Raw genomic sequence first — 15,281 nt, forward strand, 5'->3', positions numbered from 1 at the left:
CCGATCAACGCGTTTGGCCGGTTTGGGTTCCTTTGTAGATGGCCGGCACGTCCCACAGCTCTCCCGGTCGCATGGCACGGAAACGCTCTGGCGGCAGGTCTTCGGCGGCCAAAGCCTCGGCCAGTTTCCGGGCCGGCTCATCGACCGGCTCGTCCGTGAGCTGGAAGGTGCCCCAGTGGCAGCCGGCGGCGAAGGCGGCGTTGCACAGCTTCATGCCCTGAACGGCCTCCTGCGGATTCTGGTGCTGCGGCGCCATGAACCAGTGCGGCTCATAGGCTCCGATCGGCAGGATGGCGAGGCGGAAGCCGCCATGCTTTTGCGCCATCAGCCGGTAGTTGATGCCGTCATGGAAGCCGGTGTCGCCGGCGAAATAGATATTGCCGGCCATCGTCTTGATGACGAAGCCCGCCCACAGCGCCATGCGGCGGTCGCTCCCGCCGCGCGCCGACCAGTGATGCGCCGGTTCGACATGGATGGCGGCCGTGCCGGCATCGAGCCTGTCGCCCCAATCATGCACGCTGAGCCGCATGCCGGGCGCCGCGCGGCCGATGATGGCGTCATTGCCGAGCGGCGCGATCACCAGCGGATCGTGTCTCTCCCTCAGCCGCTTCAGCGTGGCGAGGTCGAGATGGTCGTAGTGATTGTGGCTGATCAGGACCAGGTCGATCGGCGGCAGGTCAGCAAAGGCAATCCCCGGCGCATTGACCCTCTTCGGCCCGGCGAAGGCGAAAGGCGAGGCGCGCTCCGACCAGACCGGGTCGGTCAGGATATTCAACCCCGCCGTCTGGATGAGAAGCGAAGCATGGCCGACCATAGTGAGTCTCAGCGCGCTGCCTTCCACCCGTCTATCCGGCTTCGCCGGGGGAAACGGGCTCGGAACCGAAGCCGGCCATTTCGCCCGCCTGCCGCCGAATTGCCATTTGAGAAGATCGGTGAAGCTCCCGGGCGGCTTGCCGCCGGGATTGAAGAACAGGGCGCCGTCGAAATGATCGCTGGGCGGCCCGCTGTAGTAGCGGTTGGCGGTTCCTTTCCTTGCGGCCATTCTGTCTCCCGCCCGCTTGTGTCGTCTCCTGAGATAAGGACGCGCCGGCCTGGCGCAAGCATTTTGCCGCCGAATGCCAATGGCCGAAGCCGGGCTCGTCTAGGATCGGCAGACAGGGGTGATCGTCATGGTAATGAAGCGAACCAAGACACCGTGGATGAAGGCGGAGGATTTCGGCCGCTCGCTGCCGCCTGGGGTCGGCATCAACCTGTTGGTTACCGACCTGACGGCGATGGAGGCTTTCTGCCGCGACGTGCTTGGCGCCCGGATCATCTATGGCGACGAGGATTTCGCGGCGATCGAGCTGTTGGGCTCGATCTTCATGCTGCACGCCGATCATTCCTATCTGGACAATCCGATGATCGGCGTCACCGCAGGCGCCGAGACTCGCGGGGCCGGTATCGAACTGCGCCTTTACGGCGCCGATCCGGACTCGGTCGAGAAAAAGGCGGCCGCGCTCGGCCACATCGTGCTGGCCGGCTCGATCGACAAGCCGCATGGCTTGCGCGAATGCTACATCGTCGGCCCGGATGGTTATGTGTTCGTGCCGAGCACCAGGATTTAATATTGATATTTCAATAGATTACAAGGTTTTCAGCGGCAGCTTCCCGACTGTGGCCCTCCGCTGCGATAAATTTGCAACAGCCGCTTCGAAAACCCTATTTTAACCATATCGGGTTGAAATTCTGCCACCTTCGCCGTCTTGGTGAAGCGGAGATTACGCGGATGGCTCCCCCCGGCCAGATCCGACGGAGGTGGTAAATGCATTTTTCAAGGACTGGCCTTGTGGCCGTATCGCTGGCCGCGCTCGTTGCGAGCGGCTGCTCGACTTCGCGCTTCTCGTCGATGGACGACCAGCAGCCGGCACCGCTGACCCCGGCACCCTCCGGCACGGTGACGCAGAATCAGCTGCCGCCGCCGGCTTCCCCCGGCGCCGCCGATCCGTCGCAATTTCCGACCGCTCCGAAGAACACTCAGGTCGCGTCGCTGCCGCCGGACGGCACGGCGCCCGCCGGCGCCGCCGATCTCACCGCGGCCAGCGTCGCCGGCGTCTGGAACGTCAATGTCTCCGGGCAGAGCTGCAAGGTGGCGACGCCGCAGACCAAGTTCGGCGCCGGCTACCGCGCCGGTCCGCTGCACTGCCCGGCGCCGATCGACGGCATCAAGTCGTGGAATGTCGCCGGCAAGCAGCTGACGCTTTACGACGAAAACGGCGGCACGCTGGCCAGGCTCTATTCGTCCGGCGGCGAAAAGTTCGACGGCCAGACTTCCAACGGGCAACCTATCTCGCTTACAAGATAACGCCAGGGTGTGCTGATATTCAGGCGAGGCCGGCCTGCAAATGCCGGCTTCCTGCGCTTCCGGCCTTCGCCGGCCGAAGCACCTAGGAGTGGCGTGGTAGTTGAATTAAGGCTATGGCCGGCGTAGACCGGTGCTCACGTACTTCAAGTACGCTCCGCTCCGGTTCTCGGAACCCGCCATTTTCGACTCGGCCTGACCTGAAGCTCAACACACCCTGGCCTTTCCTCAGGCGTTCCGCGCAAAAGAATGCAAAAGATCGGACCCATGCACCTGCGCGACGGTATCCAGACCCACGCGACCGTCAGGCAGCGCTACGAGCATCTCGTCCAAAGCGGGGCGGCCGAGCGCGACCCGGCACAGGAGCGGATCGTCGCTGCGCTCGATCGGTTGATAGACGAGATCTCGGCCAAAAGGCTGGCGCATAAATCGAGCGCGCTGGGCTGGCTGTTCGCGGCCAAGCGTCAGCCGCGCGAGCCGGTCAAAGGCCTCTACATCCATGGCGGCGTCGGTCGCGGCAAGACCATGCTGATGGACATGTTCTTCGAGCTGTTGCCGGTCCGGCGCAAGCGCCGCGTGCATTTCAACGACTTCATGGCCGATGTGCAGGACCGTATCCAGAAACACCGGCAGGCGCGCAAGAATGGCGACGTCAAAGAAGACGACCCGATCCCGCCGGTGGCGCGGGCGCTCGCCGATGAAGCCTGGGTGCTGTGCTTCGACGAATTCTCGGTCACCGACATCGCCGACGCGATGATCTTGTCGCGCCTGTTCTCGGCGCTGTTCGCCAACGGCGTGGTGCTGGTCGCCACCTCCAATGTGGCGCCGGAGAACCTTTATCGCGACGGGTTGAACCGCCAGCTCTTCCTGCCGTTCATCTCGCTGCTCGAGCGCAATGCACATGTGATGACGCTGGATGCCGAGAAGGACTACCGGCAGGAAAAGCTCAACCGCCAGCCGGTTTATGTCACGCCGGACGACGCTGCGGCCGAGCGCGCGCTCGACAAGGCCTGGAAGGCGATGACGCATGGCCAACCAACCGGCGAGGTGACGCTGACGCTGAAAGGCCGCCAGCTCGTCGTGCCGCGCGCCGCCGGCGACGCGGCGCGCTTTTCCTTTGCCGACCTCTGCGAAAAGCCGCTCGGCGCGCGCGACTATCTGGCGATCGCCGGCCGCTTCTCGACCGTTTTCATCGACCATGTGCCGGTGCTGGGCGAAGGCAAGCGCAACGAGGCCAAGCGCTTCATCCTTTTGATCGACACGCTCTACGACCACCGCATGCGGCTGGTGATGAGCGCGGCGGCGCCGCCCGAACGGCTTTATACGGCCAAGCGCGGCACGGAAGTGTTCGAATTCGAGCGTACAGCCTCGCGCCTGGTCGAGATGCAGAGCCGCGACTGGCTGGACGGCTGGGCGGAACGGCGAAAAGAGCAGGTGGCGGCTGCAGAGGTGAGACAGGCGCAAGCCTGAATTTCGTTCAGCGGTGCCCTGCTTAAGTCACAACCACGACATCGCCCGGATGAAGCCTTCTGATTTCGACGTTCATTGTGTAAATTCTCCTCATTCGGCTCACAAACTTTGACGTTTACGTAATTCCCGATACATCTAACCGATTGAAAACGTTAGGTTCAAAATAATCGTTTGAATTTCTTCCGCGCCGGAGTTATTCGGTGCGGCCAAATCTCGCGGTTTCCCGCATCCTTTCGGCCCCTCCGGCCCGTCACGACTTCGTCACAGACAAAGGAAAACATCCTCACATGGCACGCAACAAGATAGCGCTCATCGGCTCGGGCATGATCGGCGGCACGCTCGCCCATATGATCGGCCTCAAGGATCTCGGCGACGTGGTGCTGTTCGATATTGCCGAGGGCATTCCGCAGGGCAAGGGTCTCGACATCGCGCAGTCTTCGCCGGTCGACGGCTTCGATTCCCGGCTGACCGGCGTCAACGACTATGCCGGCATCGAGGGCGCGGATGTGTGCATCGTCACCGCCGGCGTGCCGCGCAAGCCCGGCATGAGCCGCGACGACCTTCTTGGCATCAACCTGAAGGTGATGGAACAGGTTGGCGCCGGCCTTAAGAAATATGCGCCGAAGGCCTTCGTCATCTGCATCACCAACCCGCTCGACGCCATGGTCTGGGCACTGCAGAAGTTCTCCGGCCTGCCGACCAGCCATGTCGTCGGCATGGCCGGCGTGCTCGACAGCGCCCGTTTCCGCTATTTCCTGGCCGAAGAGTTCAAGGTCTCGGTCGAGGACGTCACCGCCTTTGTGCTCGGCGGTCACGGCGATTCCATGGTGCCGATGATCCGCTATTCGACTGTGGCCGGCATCCCGCTGCCCGACCTCGTCAAGATGGGCTGGACCTCGAAGGAGAAGCTCGACCAGATCGTGCAGCGCACCCGCGATGGCGGCGCCGAGATCGTCGGCCTGTTGAAGACCGGCTCGGCCTATTACGCGCCGGCGGCTTCCGCGATCGCGATGGCCGAGTCCTATCTCAAGGACAAGAAACGCGTGCTGCCCTGCGCTGCGCATCTCTCGGGCCAGTATGGCGTGAAGAACACCTATGTCGGCGTTCCGGTGGTGATCGGCGCCGGCGGCGTCGAGCGCGTCATCGAGATCGATCTGTCCAAGGCCGAGCAGAAGATGTTCGACAATTCGGTCGCGGCCGTGCAGGGCCTGACCGAGGCCTGCACCAAGATCGCCCCGCACCTCGCCGGCAAGTAATCTCGCGGCAAGCAACCCTCCCCGGAGACCAAGCCCATGAACATCCATGAGTATCAGGCCAAGGCGCTGCTGAAGACCTTCGGCGCGCCAGTCGCAAGCGGCGTTCCGGTGTTCAAGGCCGGCGAGGCGAAAGCCGCGGCAGAAGCGCTGCCCGGTCCACTCTATGTCGTGAAGAGCCAGATCCATGCCGGCGGCCGCGGCAAGGGCAAGTTCAAGGAGCTCGGCCCCGACGCCAAGGGCGGCGTTCGGCTGGCGAAGTCGGCGGCCGAAGTCGTCGCCAATGCCAACGAGATGCTCGGCCACACGCTGGTCACCAAGCAGACGGGACCTGCCGGCAAGCAGGTCAACCGCCTCTATATCGAGGACGGCGCCGACATCGAGCGCGAGCTCTATCTGTCGATCCTGGTCGACCGCTCCGTCGGCCGCATCGCCTTCGTCGTCTCGACCGAGGGCGGCATGGACATCGAGACGGTCGCGCACGACACGCCGGAAAAGATCGTCACCGTTGCCATCGATCCGGAAAAGGGCGTGAGCGCCGACGACGTGAAGAAGCTCAATGCCGCGCTGAAGCTCGACGGTGATGCGGCGAAGGACGGCGGCACGCTGTTCCCGATCCTCTACAAGGCCTTCGTCGAGAAGGACATGAGCCTGCTCGAGGTCAACCCGCTGATCGTCATGAAGGACGGCCATCTGCGCGTCCTGGACGCCAAAGTGTCGTTCGACAACAATGCGCTGTTCCGCCACCCGGACGTGATGGAATTGCGCGACACCTCCGAGGAGGACGAGAAGGAGATCGAGGCGTCGAAATACGACCTCGCCTATGTCGCGCTCGACGGCAATATCGGCTGCATGGTCAACGGCGCCGGCCTTGCCATGGCGACGATGGACATCATCAAGCTGTATGGTGCTGAGCCGGCTAACTTCCTCGACGTCGGCGGCGGCGCTTCCAAGGAAAAGGTCACGGCGGCGTTCAAGATCATCACCAAGGATCCGGCCGTCGAGGGTATCCTGATCAACATCTTCGGCGGCATCATGAAGTGCGACGTCATCGCCGAGGGCGTGATCGCCGCGGTCAAGGAGGTGGGCCTCAAGGTGCCGCTGGTCGTGCGGCTGGAAGGCACCAATGCCGAGCTCGGCAAGAAGATCATCAACGACAGCGGCCTCAACGTCGTGTCGGCCGACGATCTCGACGACGCAGCCAAGAAGATCGTGGCGGCGGTGAAGGGCTAAGCGGATGCCTCCGCGCAAGATAAACCTGGTCGAGGCGGCGGACGCGAAGATCGCCAAGGTCTTCGATCCGCATATCGCCGGCGACGTCAACGATGCCCAGGCCAAGGTCGCCAAGTTCGGCGAGGTTTTCGACTGGCACGCGCATGACAATGAGGACGAGGCCTTCCTGGTGCTGCGCGGCAGGATCGCCATCGATTTCCGCGACGGGCCGGTCGAGCTTGGCGAGGGCGATTTCATCGTCGTGCCGCGCGGCGTCGAGCACCGGCCGCGTTCGCTGACGAAGGAGCCGGTGGTGTTGATGTTCGAGCCGGCGACGACCTTGAACACCGGCAACGCCCGGAGTGACCTCACCGTCACCGACCTGAAGCGGCTCTGAGCCATGAACGCGTCACCCTTCTCTTCCCTCTCTGACGGTCACCAACGCCTGCAGGCGTTGGTCGGCGCGTGGCGCGGCGAGGAAGAGGTCGCGGCCACGCAATGGACCGATGCCGGCACGGCAACGTCAGAACTGCAGGCCGAGGCTGAGTTCGGCGGCTTGTTCGTGGTGCAGCGCTATCGCCAGCGCCGCGACGGCACCGTCTCGTTCGGCGCGCATAATGTGTTCGGCTTCGACCAGCAGAGCGGCCTCGTCACCATGCATCAGTTCGACTCGATGGGGTTCGTGCCGATGTCGCCGGCTACCGGCAGGTGGAACGGCAACGAGCTGATGCTGGAACGGTCGTCGCCGCGCGGCGCCGCGCGCATGGCGTACAGCTTTGACGGCGCTGACGCCTACCGCATGAAACTTCAGTTCAAGCCCGCCGGCAGCGATGCATGGCAAGACATGGTGAGCGGCCTCTACCGGCGCGTTCCGCCTTCCGAGATGAAGGAAGGCTGAGCGATGGAGATCAGGACGGTTGAAGGGCCACACATAATCACACATATTGTACCTGTGTATTTTTGTGGAGACGGACAATGAAGAACGTCACCTTGGCCATTGACGAGGCCCTCCTTGAAAAGGCGCGCGGCCTCGCTGGGCGTCGCCAGACGACGCTCAATGCCCTTATTCGCACGCTGCTCGCGCATGAGGTCGAGCAGGAAGACCGGATCGCCTGGGCGCGGGAAGGCATGCGCAGGTTGATAAAAGAATCGCCGCTCGATCTAGGCCCTGCATACAAATGGAACCGGGACGAGATCTATGCCGAACGAGAGGATAGAATGCTTTCTCGACTCGAACGTCCTCCTGTACGCGGCTTCGGAGAGGACGAGTGATCCTCGCCGCCACGATATCGCGCAAGGCCTTGTCCTCGGGACCGTGTTCGGCGTCTCTGGCCAGACCTTGGCAGAGTTCGCCAACGTGGCAAGGCGGAAGTCGGTCTCGGCCGATGCTGTGGTCGACCAATGGCTGGTCTTTCTCGGCACGCTTCCTTTTGTCCCGGTCGATCAGGCCTATGTCATCGCGGGGCTTCATCTCGCGCGTCGCTATCAACTCAAATATTACGACGCGGCGTTGCTTGCAGCCGCGGAACGGCTCGGCGCGCCGATTTTCTACACCGAGGATCTCAACCACAACCAGGTCTATGGCTCGGTCCGGGCCGTCAATCCTTTCTTGTAATCGCTGAATTCAGAGGCGTTCCCACCCATGTCCATTCTCGTCGACAAGAACACCAAGGTGCTGGTCCAAGGCCTGACCGGCAAGACCGGCACGTTCCACACCGAGCAGGCGCTGGCCTATCACGGCACCAAGATGGTGGGCGGCATCCATCCGAAGAAGGGCGGCGAGACCTGGACCGGTTCCAAGGGCGAGACCCTGCCGATCTTCGCCACCGTCGCCGAAGGCAAGGCAAGGACCGGCGCCAACGCTTCCGTCATCTACGTGCCGCCTGCGGGAGCCGGCGAAGCCATCATCGAGGCGATCGAGGCCGAGATCCCGCTCATCGTCTGCATCACCGAAGGCATTCCTGTGATGGACATGGTCAAGGTCAAGGCGCGGCTCGACCGCTCCACCTCGCGGCTGATCGGCCCGAACTGCCCGGGCGTGCTGACGCCCGACGAATGCAAGATCGGCATCATGCCCGGCAACATCTTCCGCAAGGGCTCGGTCGGCGTTGTTTCGCGCTCGGGAACGCTTACCTATGAGGCAGTCTTCCAGACCACCAATGTCGGCCTCGGCCAGACCACAGCGGTGGGCATCGGCGGCGACCCGGTCAAGGGCACCGAATTCATCGACGTGCTGGAGATGTTCCTCGCCGACGACGAGACCAAGTCGATCATCATGATCGGCGAGATCGGCGGCTCGGCCGAGGAAGACGCCGCGCAGTTCCTCAAGGACGAAGCCAAGCGCGGCCGCAAGAAACCAATGGCGGGCTTCATCGCCGGGCGCACCGCGCCGGCCGGCCGCACCATGGGCCACGCGGGCGCGGTGATCTCGGGCGGCAAGGGCGGCGCGGAAGACAAGATCGCGGCGATGGAATCGGCCGGAATAAAAGTTTCGCCCTCGCCGGCGCGGCTCGGGACGACGCTGGTCGAGGCGATCAAGGGTTAAGTGAGTAGCGAATAGTGAGTAGCGAATAGCGAATAGGAAAAACAGAGTAGCAGCGCGATCCGGGCAGTCCCTACTCGCTATTCGCTACTCACTATTCGCTCCAAAAAGGAGACGGAGCCAGGCTCCGCAGACGAAAATGGCAAGACAAGATCAGGCCAACGACCAATTCTCGCTCACCTCATTTCTTTATGGCGGCAATGCCGACTATATCGACGCGCTCTACGCGGCCTATGAGGACAATCCCGCCTCCGTCGATCCGGAGTGGCAGGATTTCTTCGCGGCGCTGAAGGACGACGCGGGCGATGTCCGCAAGAACGCCAAGGGTGCGTCCTGGGCGAAGCCTTCCTGGCCGCTGCAGGCCAATGGCGAGCTGGTCTCGGCGCTAGACGGCAATTGGGGTCTCGTCGAAAAGGCGATCGAAAAGAAGGTCAAGGAAAAGGCCGTCATCAACGGCGCGATGCTTTCCGACGCCGATGTGCACCAGGCGACGCGCGATTCCGTGCGCGCCATCATGATGATCCGCGCCTACCGCATGCGCGGCCACCTGCACGCCAATCTCGACCCGCTCGGCATCGCCAAGCCGCTGGAGGATTACAACGAGCTGTCGCCGGAGAATTATGGCTTCACCGAAGCCGATTACGATCGGCCGATCTTCCTCGACAATGTGCTGGGCCTCGAATTCGGCACCATCCGGCAGATGCTGGATATCCTGACCCGCACCTATTGCTCGACGCTCGGCGTCGAGTTCATGCACATCTCCGACCCGGAAGAGAAGGCCTGGATCCAGGCGCGCATCGAAGGCGCCGACAAGGAGATCACCTTCACCGCCACCGGCAAGAAGGCGATCCTGTCGAAGCTGGTCGAGGCCGAGGGCTTCGAGCAATATATCGACGTCAAGTACAAGGGCACCAAGCGTTTCGGCCTCGATGGCAGCGAGTCGCTGATCCCGGCGCTGGAACAGATCGTCAAGCGCGGCGGCCAGCTCGGCCTGAAGGAAATCGTGCTCGGCATGGCGCATCGCGGCCGCCTCAACGTGCTCTCCCAGGTAATGGCCAAGCCGCACCGCGCCATCTTCCACGAATTCAAGGGCGGCTCGGCGGCTCCCGACGAAGTCGAAGGCTCGGGCGACGTCAAGTATCATCTCGGCGCCTCGTCGGACCGCGAGTTCGACGGCAACAAGGTGCACCTGTCGCTGACGGCCAACCCCTCGCATCTGGAAATCGTCGACCCTGTCGTGATGGGCAAGGCGCGCGCCAAGCAGGATCAGTTGTCCGGCCGTGAGCGCGGCGAGATCGTGCCGCTGTCTGAGCGCGCCAAGGTCATGCCGCTGCTGCTGCACGGCGACGCAGCCTTCGCCGGCCAGGGCGTGATCGCCGAGATCCTCGGCCTGTCGGGCCTGCGCGGGCATCGCGTCGCCGGCACGCTGCATTTCATCATCAACAACCAGATCGGCTTCACCACCAATCCACGCTTCTCGCGCTCTTCGCCCTATCCATCGGATGTGGCCAAGATGATCGAGGCGCCGATCTTCCACGTCAATGGCGACGATCCGGAAGCGGTGGTGCATGCCGCCAAGGTCGCGACCGAGTTCCGCATGAAGTTCCACAAGCCGGTGGTGGTGGACATGTTCTGCTACCGCCGCTTCGGCCACAATGAGGGCGACGAGCCGTCCTTCACCCAGCCGATCATGTACCGCAACATCCGCAGCCATAAGACGGTGGTGCAGATCTATGCCGACCGGCTGATCGCCGAAGGCCACGTCACCCAGGCCGAAGTCGACAAGATGCGGGCCGACTGGCGCGCGCATCTGGAAGCCGAATGGGAAGTCGGCCAGCACTACAAGCCCAACAAGGCCGACTGGCTGGACGGCGCGTGGTCGGGCCTGCGCACCGCCGACAACCAGGACGAACAGCGGCGCGGCAAGACCGCCGTGCCGGTGCGCACGCTGAAGGAGATCGGCAAGAAGCTGACCGAGGTGCCGAAGGATTTTGAGGCGCACAAGACCATCCTGCGCTTCCTCGAAAACCGCCGCCAGGCGATCGAGTCGGGCGAAGGCATCGATTGGTCGACGGCCGAGGCGCTGGCTTTCGGCGCTATCCTGCTCGACGGCAATCCGATCCGGCTTTCCGGCCAGGATTCGGAACGCGGCACCTTTTCGCAGCGCCATTCGGTGCTTTACGACCAGCGCGACGAGACCCGCTACATTCCGCTGAACAATCTCTCGGCGGCACAGGCCGGCTACGAGGTCATCAACTCGATGCTGTCGGAAGAGGCGGTGCTCGGCTTCGAATACGGCTACAGCCTGGCCGAGCCCAAGGCGCTGACGCTCTGGGAAGCGCAGTTCGGTGACTTCGCCAATGGCGCCCAGGTGGTGTTCGACCAGTTCATCTCGTCGGGCGAGCGTAAGTGGCTCCGCATGTCGGGTCTCGTCTGCCTGCTGCCGCATGGCTATGAGGGCCAGGGGCCGGAGCACTCGTCGGCGCGGCTGGAGCGCTTCCTGCAGCTCTGCGCGGAAGACAATATGCAGGTCGCCAACGTCACCACGCCGGCTAACTATTTCCATATCTTGCGCCGACAGCTGAAGCGCGACTTCCGCAAGCCGCTGATCCTGATGACGCCTAAATCGCTGCTGCGCCACAAGCGCGCGGTGTCGACGCTGTCGGAGATGGCGGGCGAAAGCTCGTTCCACCGACTGCTTTGGGACGATGCGCAGCTCTTGGCCGACCAGCCTATCAAGCTGGTGAAGGACTCCAAGATACGCCGCGTCGTGCTGTGCTCGGGCAAGGTCTATTACGACCTCTATGAGGAGCGCGAGAAGCGCGGCATCAACGACATCTACCTGCTGCGCGTCGAACAGCTCTATCCGTTCCCGGCCAAGGCGCTGATCACCGAGCTGTCGCGTTTCCGCAATGCCGAAATGGTGTGGTGCCAGGAGGAGCCCAAGAACATGGGCGCCTGGTCGTTCATCGATCCCTATCTCGAATGGGTGCTGGCGCATATCGACGCCAAGCATCAGCGGGTGCGCTACACTGGCCGGCCGGCCTCGGCCTCGCCGGCGACAGGGTTGATGTCGAAGCATCTCAGCCAGCTGGCCGCGCTGCTCGACGACGCTCTCGGCGAATAGGGCCGGGCGCGCAAACAGGCCGGACGAAACAGACCTCAAGAAGACAACGGACAGGCACAATGGCTACCGAAATCCGCGTCCCCACTCTCGGCGAATCCGTCACCGAGGCGACTGTCGGCAAGTGGTTCAAGAAGGTCGGCGACGCGATCGCCGCCGACGAGCCCCTGGTCGAGCTCGAAACCGACAAGGTGACGGTGGAAGTGCCCGCCGCGGGCGCCGGAACGCTGGCCGAGATCGCCGTCAAGGAAGGCGAGACGGTCAATGTCGGGGCGCTGCTCGGCTCGATTTCGGCCGGCGGCGCGGCTGCAGCGCCCGCCACCAAGCCGCAGGCGGTGGCGCAGGCGTCCAGCCCGGACGCCGCGTCCACCACCAAGCAGGCGGCGGCCGAAACCGCCAAGATGGCCGGCGACGCCGGTCCGGTCGAGCCGCGCACCATGCCGCCGGCGCCGGCCGCAGCCAAACTGATCGCGGAACACAATCTCTCGGTCGACCAGCTGTCCGGTTCCGGCAAGCGCGGCCAGGTGTTGAAGGGCGATGTGCTCGACGCCGTCGCCAAGGGCGCCCCTTCCCAGCCGGCCGAGACGCCGAAGGCCGCTCCGGCGCCCGTCGCGGCCCGCGCGCCGTCCACCGCCGAGGATGCGCCGCGCGAGGAGCGCGTGCGCATGACCAAGCTGCGCCAGACCATCGCGCGCCGCCTGAAGGAGGCGCAGTCGACCGCCGCCATGCTCACCACCTTCAACGAGGTGGATATGAGCGCGGTGATGGCGCTGAGGGCCAAATACAAGGACGTGTTCGAGAAGAAGCATGGCGTGAAGCTAGGCTTCATGGGCTTCTTCACCAAGGCTGTGACGCATGCGCTGAAGGAGATCCCGGCGGTCAATGCCGAGATCGACGGCACCGACATCATCTACAAGAACTTCGCCCATGTCGGCGTCGCCGTCGGCACCGACAAGGGCCTTGTGGTGCCGGTGCTGCGCGACGCCGACCAGATGTCGATCGCCGAAATCGAGAAGGAGATCGGCCGCCTGGGCCTTGCCGCGCGCGACGGCAAGCTTTCGGTCGCGGACATGCAGGGCGGCACGTTCACAATCTCCAATGGCGGCGTCTATGGCTCGCTGATGTCGACGCCGATCCTGAACGCGCCGCAGTCGGGTATTCTCGGCATGCACAAGATCCAGGAGCGGCCGATGGTCGTCGGCGGCCAGATCGTCATCCGGCCGATGATGTATCTGGCGCTCAGCTACGATCACCGCATTGTCGACGGCAAGGAAGCGGTGACCTTCCTGGTGCGGGTCAAGGAAAGCCTGGAGGATCCCGAGCGGCTGGTGCTCGATCTGTGATCGGAGCCGATCCGCAATGAGTGGTTGGTCAGATGCCTTACGCCGATTCCTTCGGCGTGGACGCGTCTGGCTTTTCTCCGACTTGCCCGTGGTCGCTTCGCCCGCCGATTGGGAGGCCTCCGAGATCAGCAGCAACCTCGGCGTCTTCGCTCTCAGTTCTGCCGAGATGGCGGAACGGAAGATCACCGTCACCACGATCGGTGAGCTTGAATTGCCCACCGGCGAAATCGTTGCCTGCGACCCGCTCATCACCGGACTGGGACGGCCGCCATTTAGCCGCAAGGTAAAGCCGGGGCGCTACCCGGTCATATTGCTTCAGGTTCGGACCAAGATTGCCGTGGCGGCATTGCGTTTCGGCTCTGGCTTGCCGGTGCGTTGGGAATTGGCCACCTTTGCTCGAGACCGCCCATCGGGCTATGAGTTTGAATTTATCGTTGATGACGCGGTTGCGTCGTTTATGGACAAGTCGTTCCTGACGATAATGTCTGACCAAGAGGAACTTGACGACTATCTCGCCGACGTCGCGTGCACTATCGACAGGTTTTGTATCGACAGTCCGATTGAAGGCAACCCGATCAATGTAGCCATGTTCGACACTGGCTATGGCGACGGCGCGTATCGGTCTTTCTGGGGGTTGGACGCATCCGGCGAACCACTGCTCCTGATGACCGACTTCGAAGTGCTCGAAAACGCCGATGGCCGTGACGAGGCCGATCGATGAGGATACTTGCCTCACCCATAAGCCGGTGGATGGCTAGATCGGCGGTTTTGTTGTCGGCTTCCAGCGCCCAGGCTGCCTGCCCGATCCAGCTTGCCGTCTATGGCGAGGCGCAGAGCGGCGCCGAGATCGACTTCACGCCGGCCGGCAGCTCGGCGACGATCACCAACGCCTTCCGCATGATCCTCGACAACAATGTCGTGCTCGACGGCATCGCGATGTGGACCGAAGGCAGCGCCGCGCGGCCGCACGGCTCGCTGATGTACAAATGCCCGACGGGCGATGTCACCGGCGAGGAGCTTGCCGCCTGCACGGTCTGGGAAGGCGTCGTCTACAGCGCCGACGACAAGGGCACGATCGGCCTGCTGCCGGCCGAAGGCGCCGACGCACCGAAAAGCCTGATCTTTCCCGATCTCGGAGCGTCGCTGGAGATGTCGGCCGCTTACGGTCCCGCCGGCTTCTCCAAGGTGCCGTGGGACGTCTTTATCCTGAAAGGCTGCCAGGAATGAGCACCGACACGAAGACGCTGCTGGTCACCGGCGGCAGCCGCGGCATCGGCGCCGCCATCTGCCGGCAGGCGAACCAGGCCGGCTACCGTGTGGCGGTCAACTATGTTTCCGACCAGAACGCGGCGGACAAGCTGGTCGCCGAGCTGAAAGCCGTTGGCGGCGATGCTTTCGCGGTTAAGGGCGATGTCGGCAACGAGGCCGATGTAATTGCGATGTTCGAGGCGGTGGACAGCGCCTTCGGCCGGCTCGACGCCTTCGTCAACAATGCCGGCATCGTCGACGTCAAAGCGCGCGTTGACGAGATGAGCGTAGCGCGGCTGGAGCGCATGATGCGCATCAATGTCGTCGGCTCCTTTCTTTGCGCCCGCGAGGCGGTGAAGCGCATGTCGACGCGGCATGGCGGCAGGGGCGGCGCCATCGTCAACCTATCCTCGGCGGCGGCCAGGCTGGGATCGCCGGGCGAATATGTCGATTACGCCGCCTCCAAGGGCGCGATCGACACCATGACCATCGGGCTGGCGCGTGAGGTGGTTCTCGAAGGCATCCGCGTCAACGCGGTCAGCCCCGGCATCACCGAAACCGAAATCCACGCCTCGGGCGGCCAGCCCGACCGGGTGGCGCGGATGCAGGACGCGCTGCCGATGAAACGCGCGGGAACGGCTGACGAAGTCGCCAGCGCGGTTCTCTATCTAATGTCGGACGCAGCCTCCTATATAACGGGCGCGATCCTGAATGTGAGCGGCGGCCGTTAAGGGCCAGACCAGAAGGA

16 protein-coding genes are annotated in these 15,281 nt (G+C 63.6%); 15 read left to right on the forward strand and 1 reads right to left on the reverse strand.

Features of this window, described 5'->3' with window-relative positions; all coding sequences use genetic code 11:
• Nucleotides 1-4: 4 nt before the first annotated feature.
• Complete coding sequence (locus tag LB523_RS07155; protein ID WP_224601855.1) at nucleotides 5-1,042, reverse strand: MBL fold metallo-hydrolase; 1,038 nt, start codon at nucleotides 1,040-1,042, stop codon at nucleotides 5-7.
• Between the two features lie 127 nt (nucleotides 1,043-1,169).
• Here LB523_RS07155 and LB523_RS07160 point away from each other — a divergent pair, with 127 nt between their 5' ends.
• From LB523_RS07160 to LB523_RS07230, 15 genes are all read left to right on the forward strand, one after another.
• Entirely contained in the window at nucleotides 1,170-1,607 is a 438-nt protein-coding gene (locus LB523_RS07160) for a VOC family protein (protein WP_224601857.1), read from the forward strand.
• 197 nt (nucleotides 1,608-1,804) lie between these two features.
• The gene (locus tag LB523_RS07165) at nucleotides 1,805-2,344 is read left to right on the forward strand and encodes a protease inhibitor Inh/omp19 family protein (protein WP_224601859.1); all 540 of its coding nucleotides are present in this window, start codon (nucleotides 1,805-1,807) and stop codon (nucleotides 2,342-2,344) included.
• 264 nt (nucleotides 2,345-2,608) lie between these two features.
• Nucleotides 2,609-3,811: a cell division protein ZapE gene (gene zapE, locus LB523_RS07170; protein ID WP_224601861.1), complete on the forward strand. Its 1,203-nt coding sequence runs from the start codon at nucleotides 2,609-2,611 to the stop codon at nucleotides 3,809-3,811.
• 287 nt (nucleotides 3,812-4,098) lie between these two features.
• Nucleotides 4,099-5,067 carry a malate dehydrogenase gene (gene mdh, locus LB523_RS07175; RefSeq protein WP_224518094.1) on the forward strand — a complete coding sequence of 323 codons (969 nt, stop codon included), beginning with the start codon at nucleotides 4,099-4,101 and terminating at the stop codon, nucleotides 5,065-5,067.
• Nucleotides 5,068-5,103: 36 nt separating this feature from the next.
• Entirely contained in the window at nucleotides 5,104-6,297 is a 1,194-nt protein-coding gene (sucC, locus tag LB523_RS07180; protein WP_224601863.1) for an ADP-forming succinate--CoA ligase subunit beta, read from the forward strand.
• 4 nt (nucleotides 6,298-6,301) lie between these two features.
• Nucleotides 6,302-6,673, forward strand: a complete 372-nt coding sequence (locus tag LB523_RS07185; protein ID WP_224532124.1) for a cupin domain-containing protein — start codon at nucleotides 6,302-6,304, stop codon at nucleotides 6,671-6,673.
• A gap of 3 nt (nucleotides 6,674-6,676) precedes the next feature.
• Nucleotides 6,677-7,174 carry a DUF1579 family protein gene (locus LB523_RS07190; protein ID WP_224601864.1) on the forward strand — a complete coding sequence of 166 codons (498 nt, stop codon included), beginning with the start codon at nucleotides 6,677-6,679 and terminating at the stop codon, nucleotides 7,172-7,174.
• 77 nt (nucleotides 7,175-7,251) lie between these two features.
• Nucleotides 7,252-7,548 carry a hypothetical protein gene (locus LB523_RS07195; protein WP_224601866.1) on the forward strand — a complete coding sequence of 99 codons (297 nt, stop codon included), beginning with the start codon at nucleotides 7,252-7,254 and terminating at the stop codon, nucleotides 7,546-7,548.
• Nucleotides 7,475-7,891 (forward strand): PIN domain-containing protein, encoded by a 417-nt coding sequence (locus LB523_RS07200; protein ID WP_224601868.1) that lies wholly within the window; start codon nucleotides 7,475-7,477, stop codon nucleotides 7,889-7,891. The genes LB523_RS07195 and LB523_RS07200 overlap by 74 nt, the downstream gene beginning before the upstream one ends.
• 27 nt (nucleotides 7,892-7,918) lie before the next feature.
• A complete protein-coding gene (gene sucD, locus LB523_RS07205; protein ID WP_042645467.1) occupies nucleotides 7,919-8,821 on the forward strand; it encodes a succinate--CoA ligase subunit alpha in 903 nt (300 codons plus the stop codon).
• A 136-nt stretch (nucleotides 8,822-8,957) separates the two neighbouring features.
• The gene (locus tag LB523_RS07210; protein WP_140846352.1) at nucleotides 8,958-11,945 is read left to right on the forward strand and encodes a 2-oxoglutarate dehydrogenase E1 component; all 2,988 of its coding nucleotides are present in this window, start codon (nucleotides 8,958-8,960) and stop codon (nucleotides 11,943-11,945) included.
• A gap of 59 nt (nucleotides 11,946-12,004) precedes the next feature.
• The gene (odhB, locus tag LB523_RS07215; RefSeq protein WP_224601870.1) at nucleotides 12,005-13,285 is read left to right on the forward strand and encodes a 2-oxoglutarate dehydrogenase complex dihydrolipoyllysine-residue succinyltransferase; all 1,281 of its coding nucleotides are present in this window, start codon (nucleotides 12,005-12,007) and stop codon (nucleotides 13,283-13,285) included.
• 88 nt (nucleotides 13,286-13,373) lie between these two features.
• Complete coding sequence (locus tag LB523_RS07220) at nucleotides 13,374-14,006, forward strand: DUF4241 domain-containing protein (protein WP_224601872.1); 633 nt, start codon at nucleotides 13,374-13,376, stop codon at nucleotides 14,004-14,006.
• 29 nt (nucleotides 14,007-14,035) lie between these two features.
• Nucleotides 14,036-14,512, forward strand: coding sequence for a hypothetical protein (locus LB523_RS07225; protein ID WP_411966441.1), 477 nt, complete (start codon nucleotides 14,036-14,038; stop codon nucleotides 14,510-14,512).
• Nucleotides 14,509-15,264, forward strand: a complete 756-nt coding sequence (locus tag LB523_RS07230; RefSeq protein WP_224601876.1) for an SDR family oxidoreductase — start codon at nucleotides 14,509-14,511, stop codon at nucleotides 15,262-15,264. Before LB523_RS07225 ends, LB523_RS07230 begins: the two co-directional genes overlap by 4 nt.
• The last annotated feature ends 17 nt before the right edge of the window (nucleotides 15,265-15,281 follow it).

Origin of the sequence: Mesorhizobium sp. ESP-6-4 (assembly GCF_020164735.1) — a bacterium.
Classification (GTDB): Bacteria; Pseudomonadota; Alphaproteobacteria; order Rhizobiales; family Rhizobiaceae; genus Mesorhizobium.

Coding starts and splice junctions, on each gene's coding strand:
- LB523_RS07155 (WP_224601855.1), bottom strand. CDS start 1,042: ATGGCCGCAAGGAAAGGAACCGCCAACCGCTACTACAGCGGGCCGCCC.
- LB523_RS07160 (WP_224601857.1), top strand. CDS start 1,170: ATGGTAATGAAGCGAACCAAGACACCGTGGATGAAGGCGGAGGATTTC.
- LB523_RS07165 (WP_224601859.1), top strand. CDS start 1,805: ATGCATTTTTCAAGGACTGGCCTTGTGGCCGTATCGCTGGCCGCGCTC.
- zapE (WP_224601861.1), top strand. CDS start 2,609: ATGCACCTGCGCGACGGTATCCAGACCCACGCGACCGTCAGGCAGCGC.
- mdh (WP_224518094.1), top strand. CDS start 4,099: ATGGCACGCAACAAGATAGCGCTCATCGGCTCGGGCATGATCGGCGGC.
- sucC (WP_224601863.1), top strand. CDS start 5,104: ATGAACATCCATGAGTATCAGGCCAAGGCGCTGCTGAAGACCTTCGGC.
- LB523_RS07185 (WP_224532124.1), top strand. CDS start 6,302: ATGCCTCCGCGCAAGATAAACCTGGTCGAGGCGGCGGACGCGAAGATC.
- LB523_RS07190 (WP_224601864.1), top strand. CDS start 6,677: ATGAACGCGTCACCCTTCTCTTCCCTCTCTGACGGTCACCAACGCCTG.
- LB523_RS07195 (WP_224601866.1), top strand. CDS start 7,252: ATGAAGAACGTCACCTTGGCCATTGACGAGGCCCTCCTTGAAAAGGCG.
- LB523_RS07200 (WP_224601868.1), top strand. CDS start 7,475: ATGCCGAACGAGAGGATAGAATGCTTTCTCGACTCGAACGTCCTCCTG.
- sucD (WP_042645467.1), top strand. CDS start 7,919: ATGTCCATTCTCGTCGACAAGAACACCAAGGTGCTGGTCCAAGGCCTG.
- LB523_RS07210 (WP_140846352.1), top strand. CDS start 8,958: ATGGCAAGACAAGATCAGGCCAACGACCAATTCTCGCTCACCTCATTT.
- odhB (WP_224601870.1), top strand. CDS start 12,005: ATGGCTACCGAAATCCGCGTCCCCACTCTCGGCGAATCCGTCACCGAG.
- LB523_RS07225 (WP_411966441.1), top strand. CDS start 14,036: ATGGCTAGATCGGCGGTTTTGTTGTCGGCTTCCAGCGCCCAGGCTGCC.
- LB523_RS07230 (WP_224601876.1), top strand. CDS start 14,509: ATGAGCACCGACACGAAGACGCTGCTGGTCACCGGCGGCAGCCGCGGC.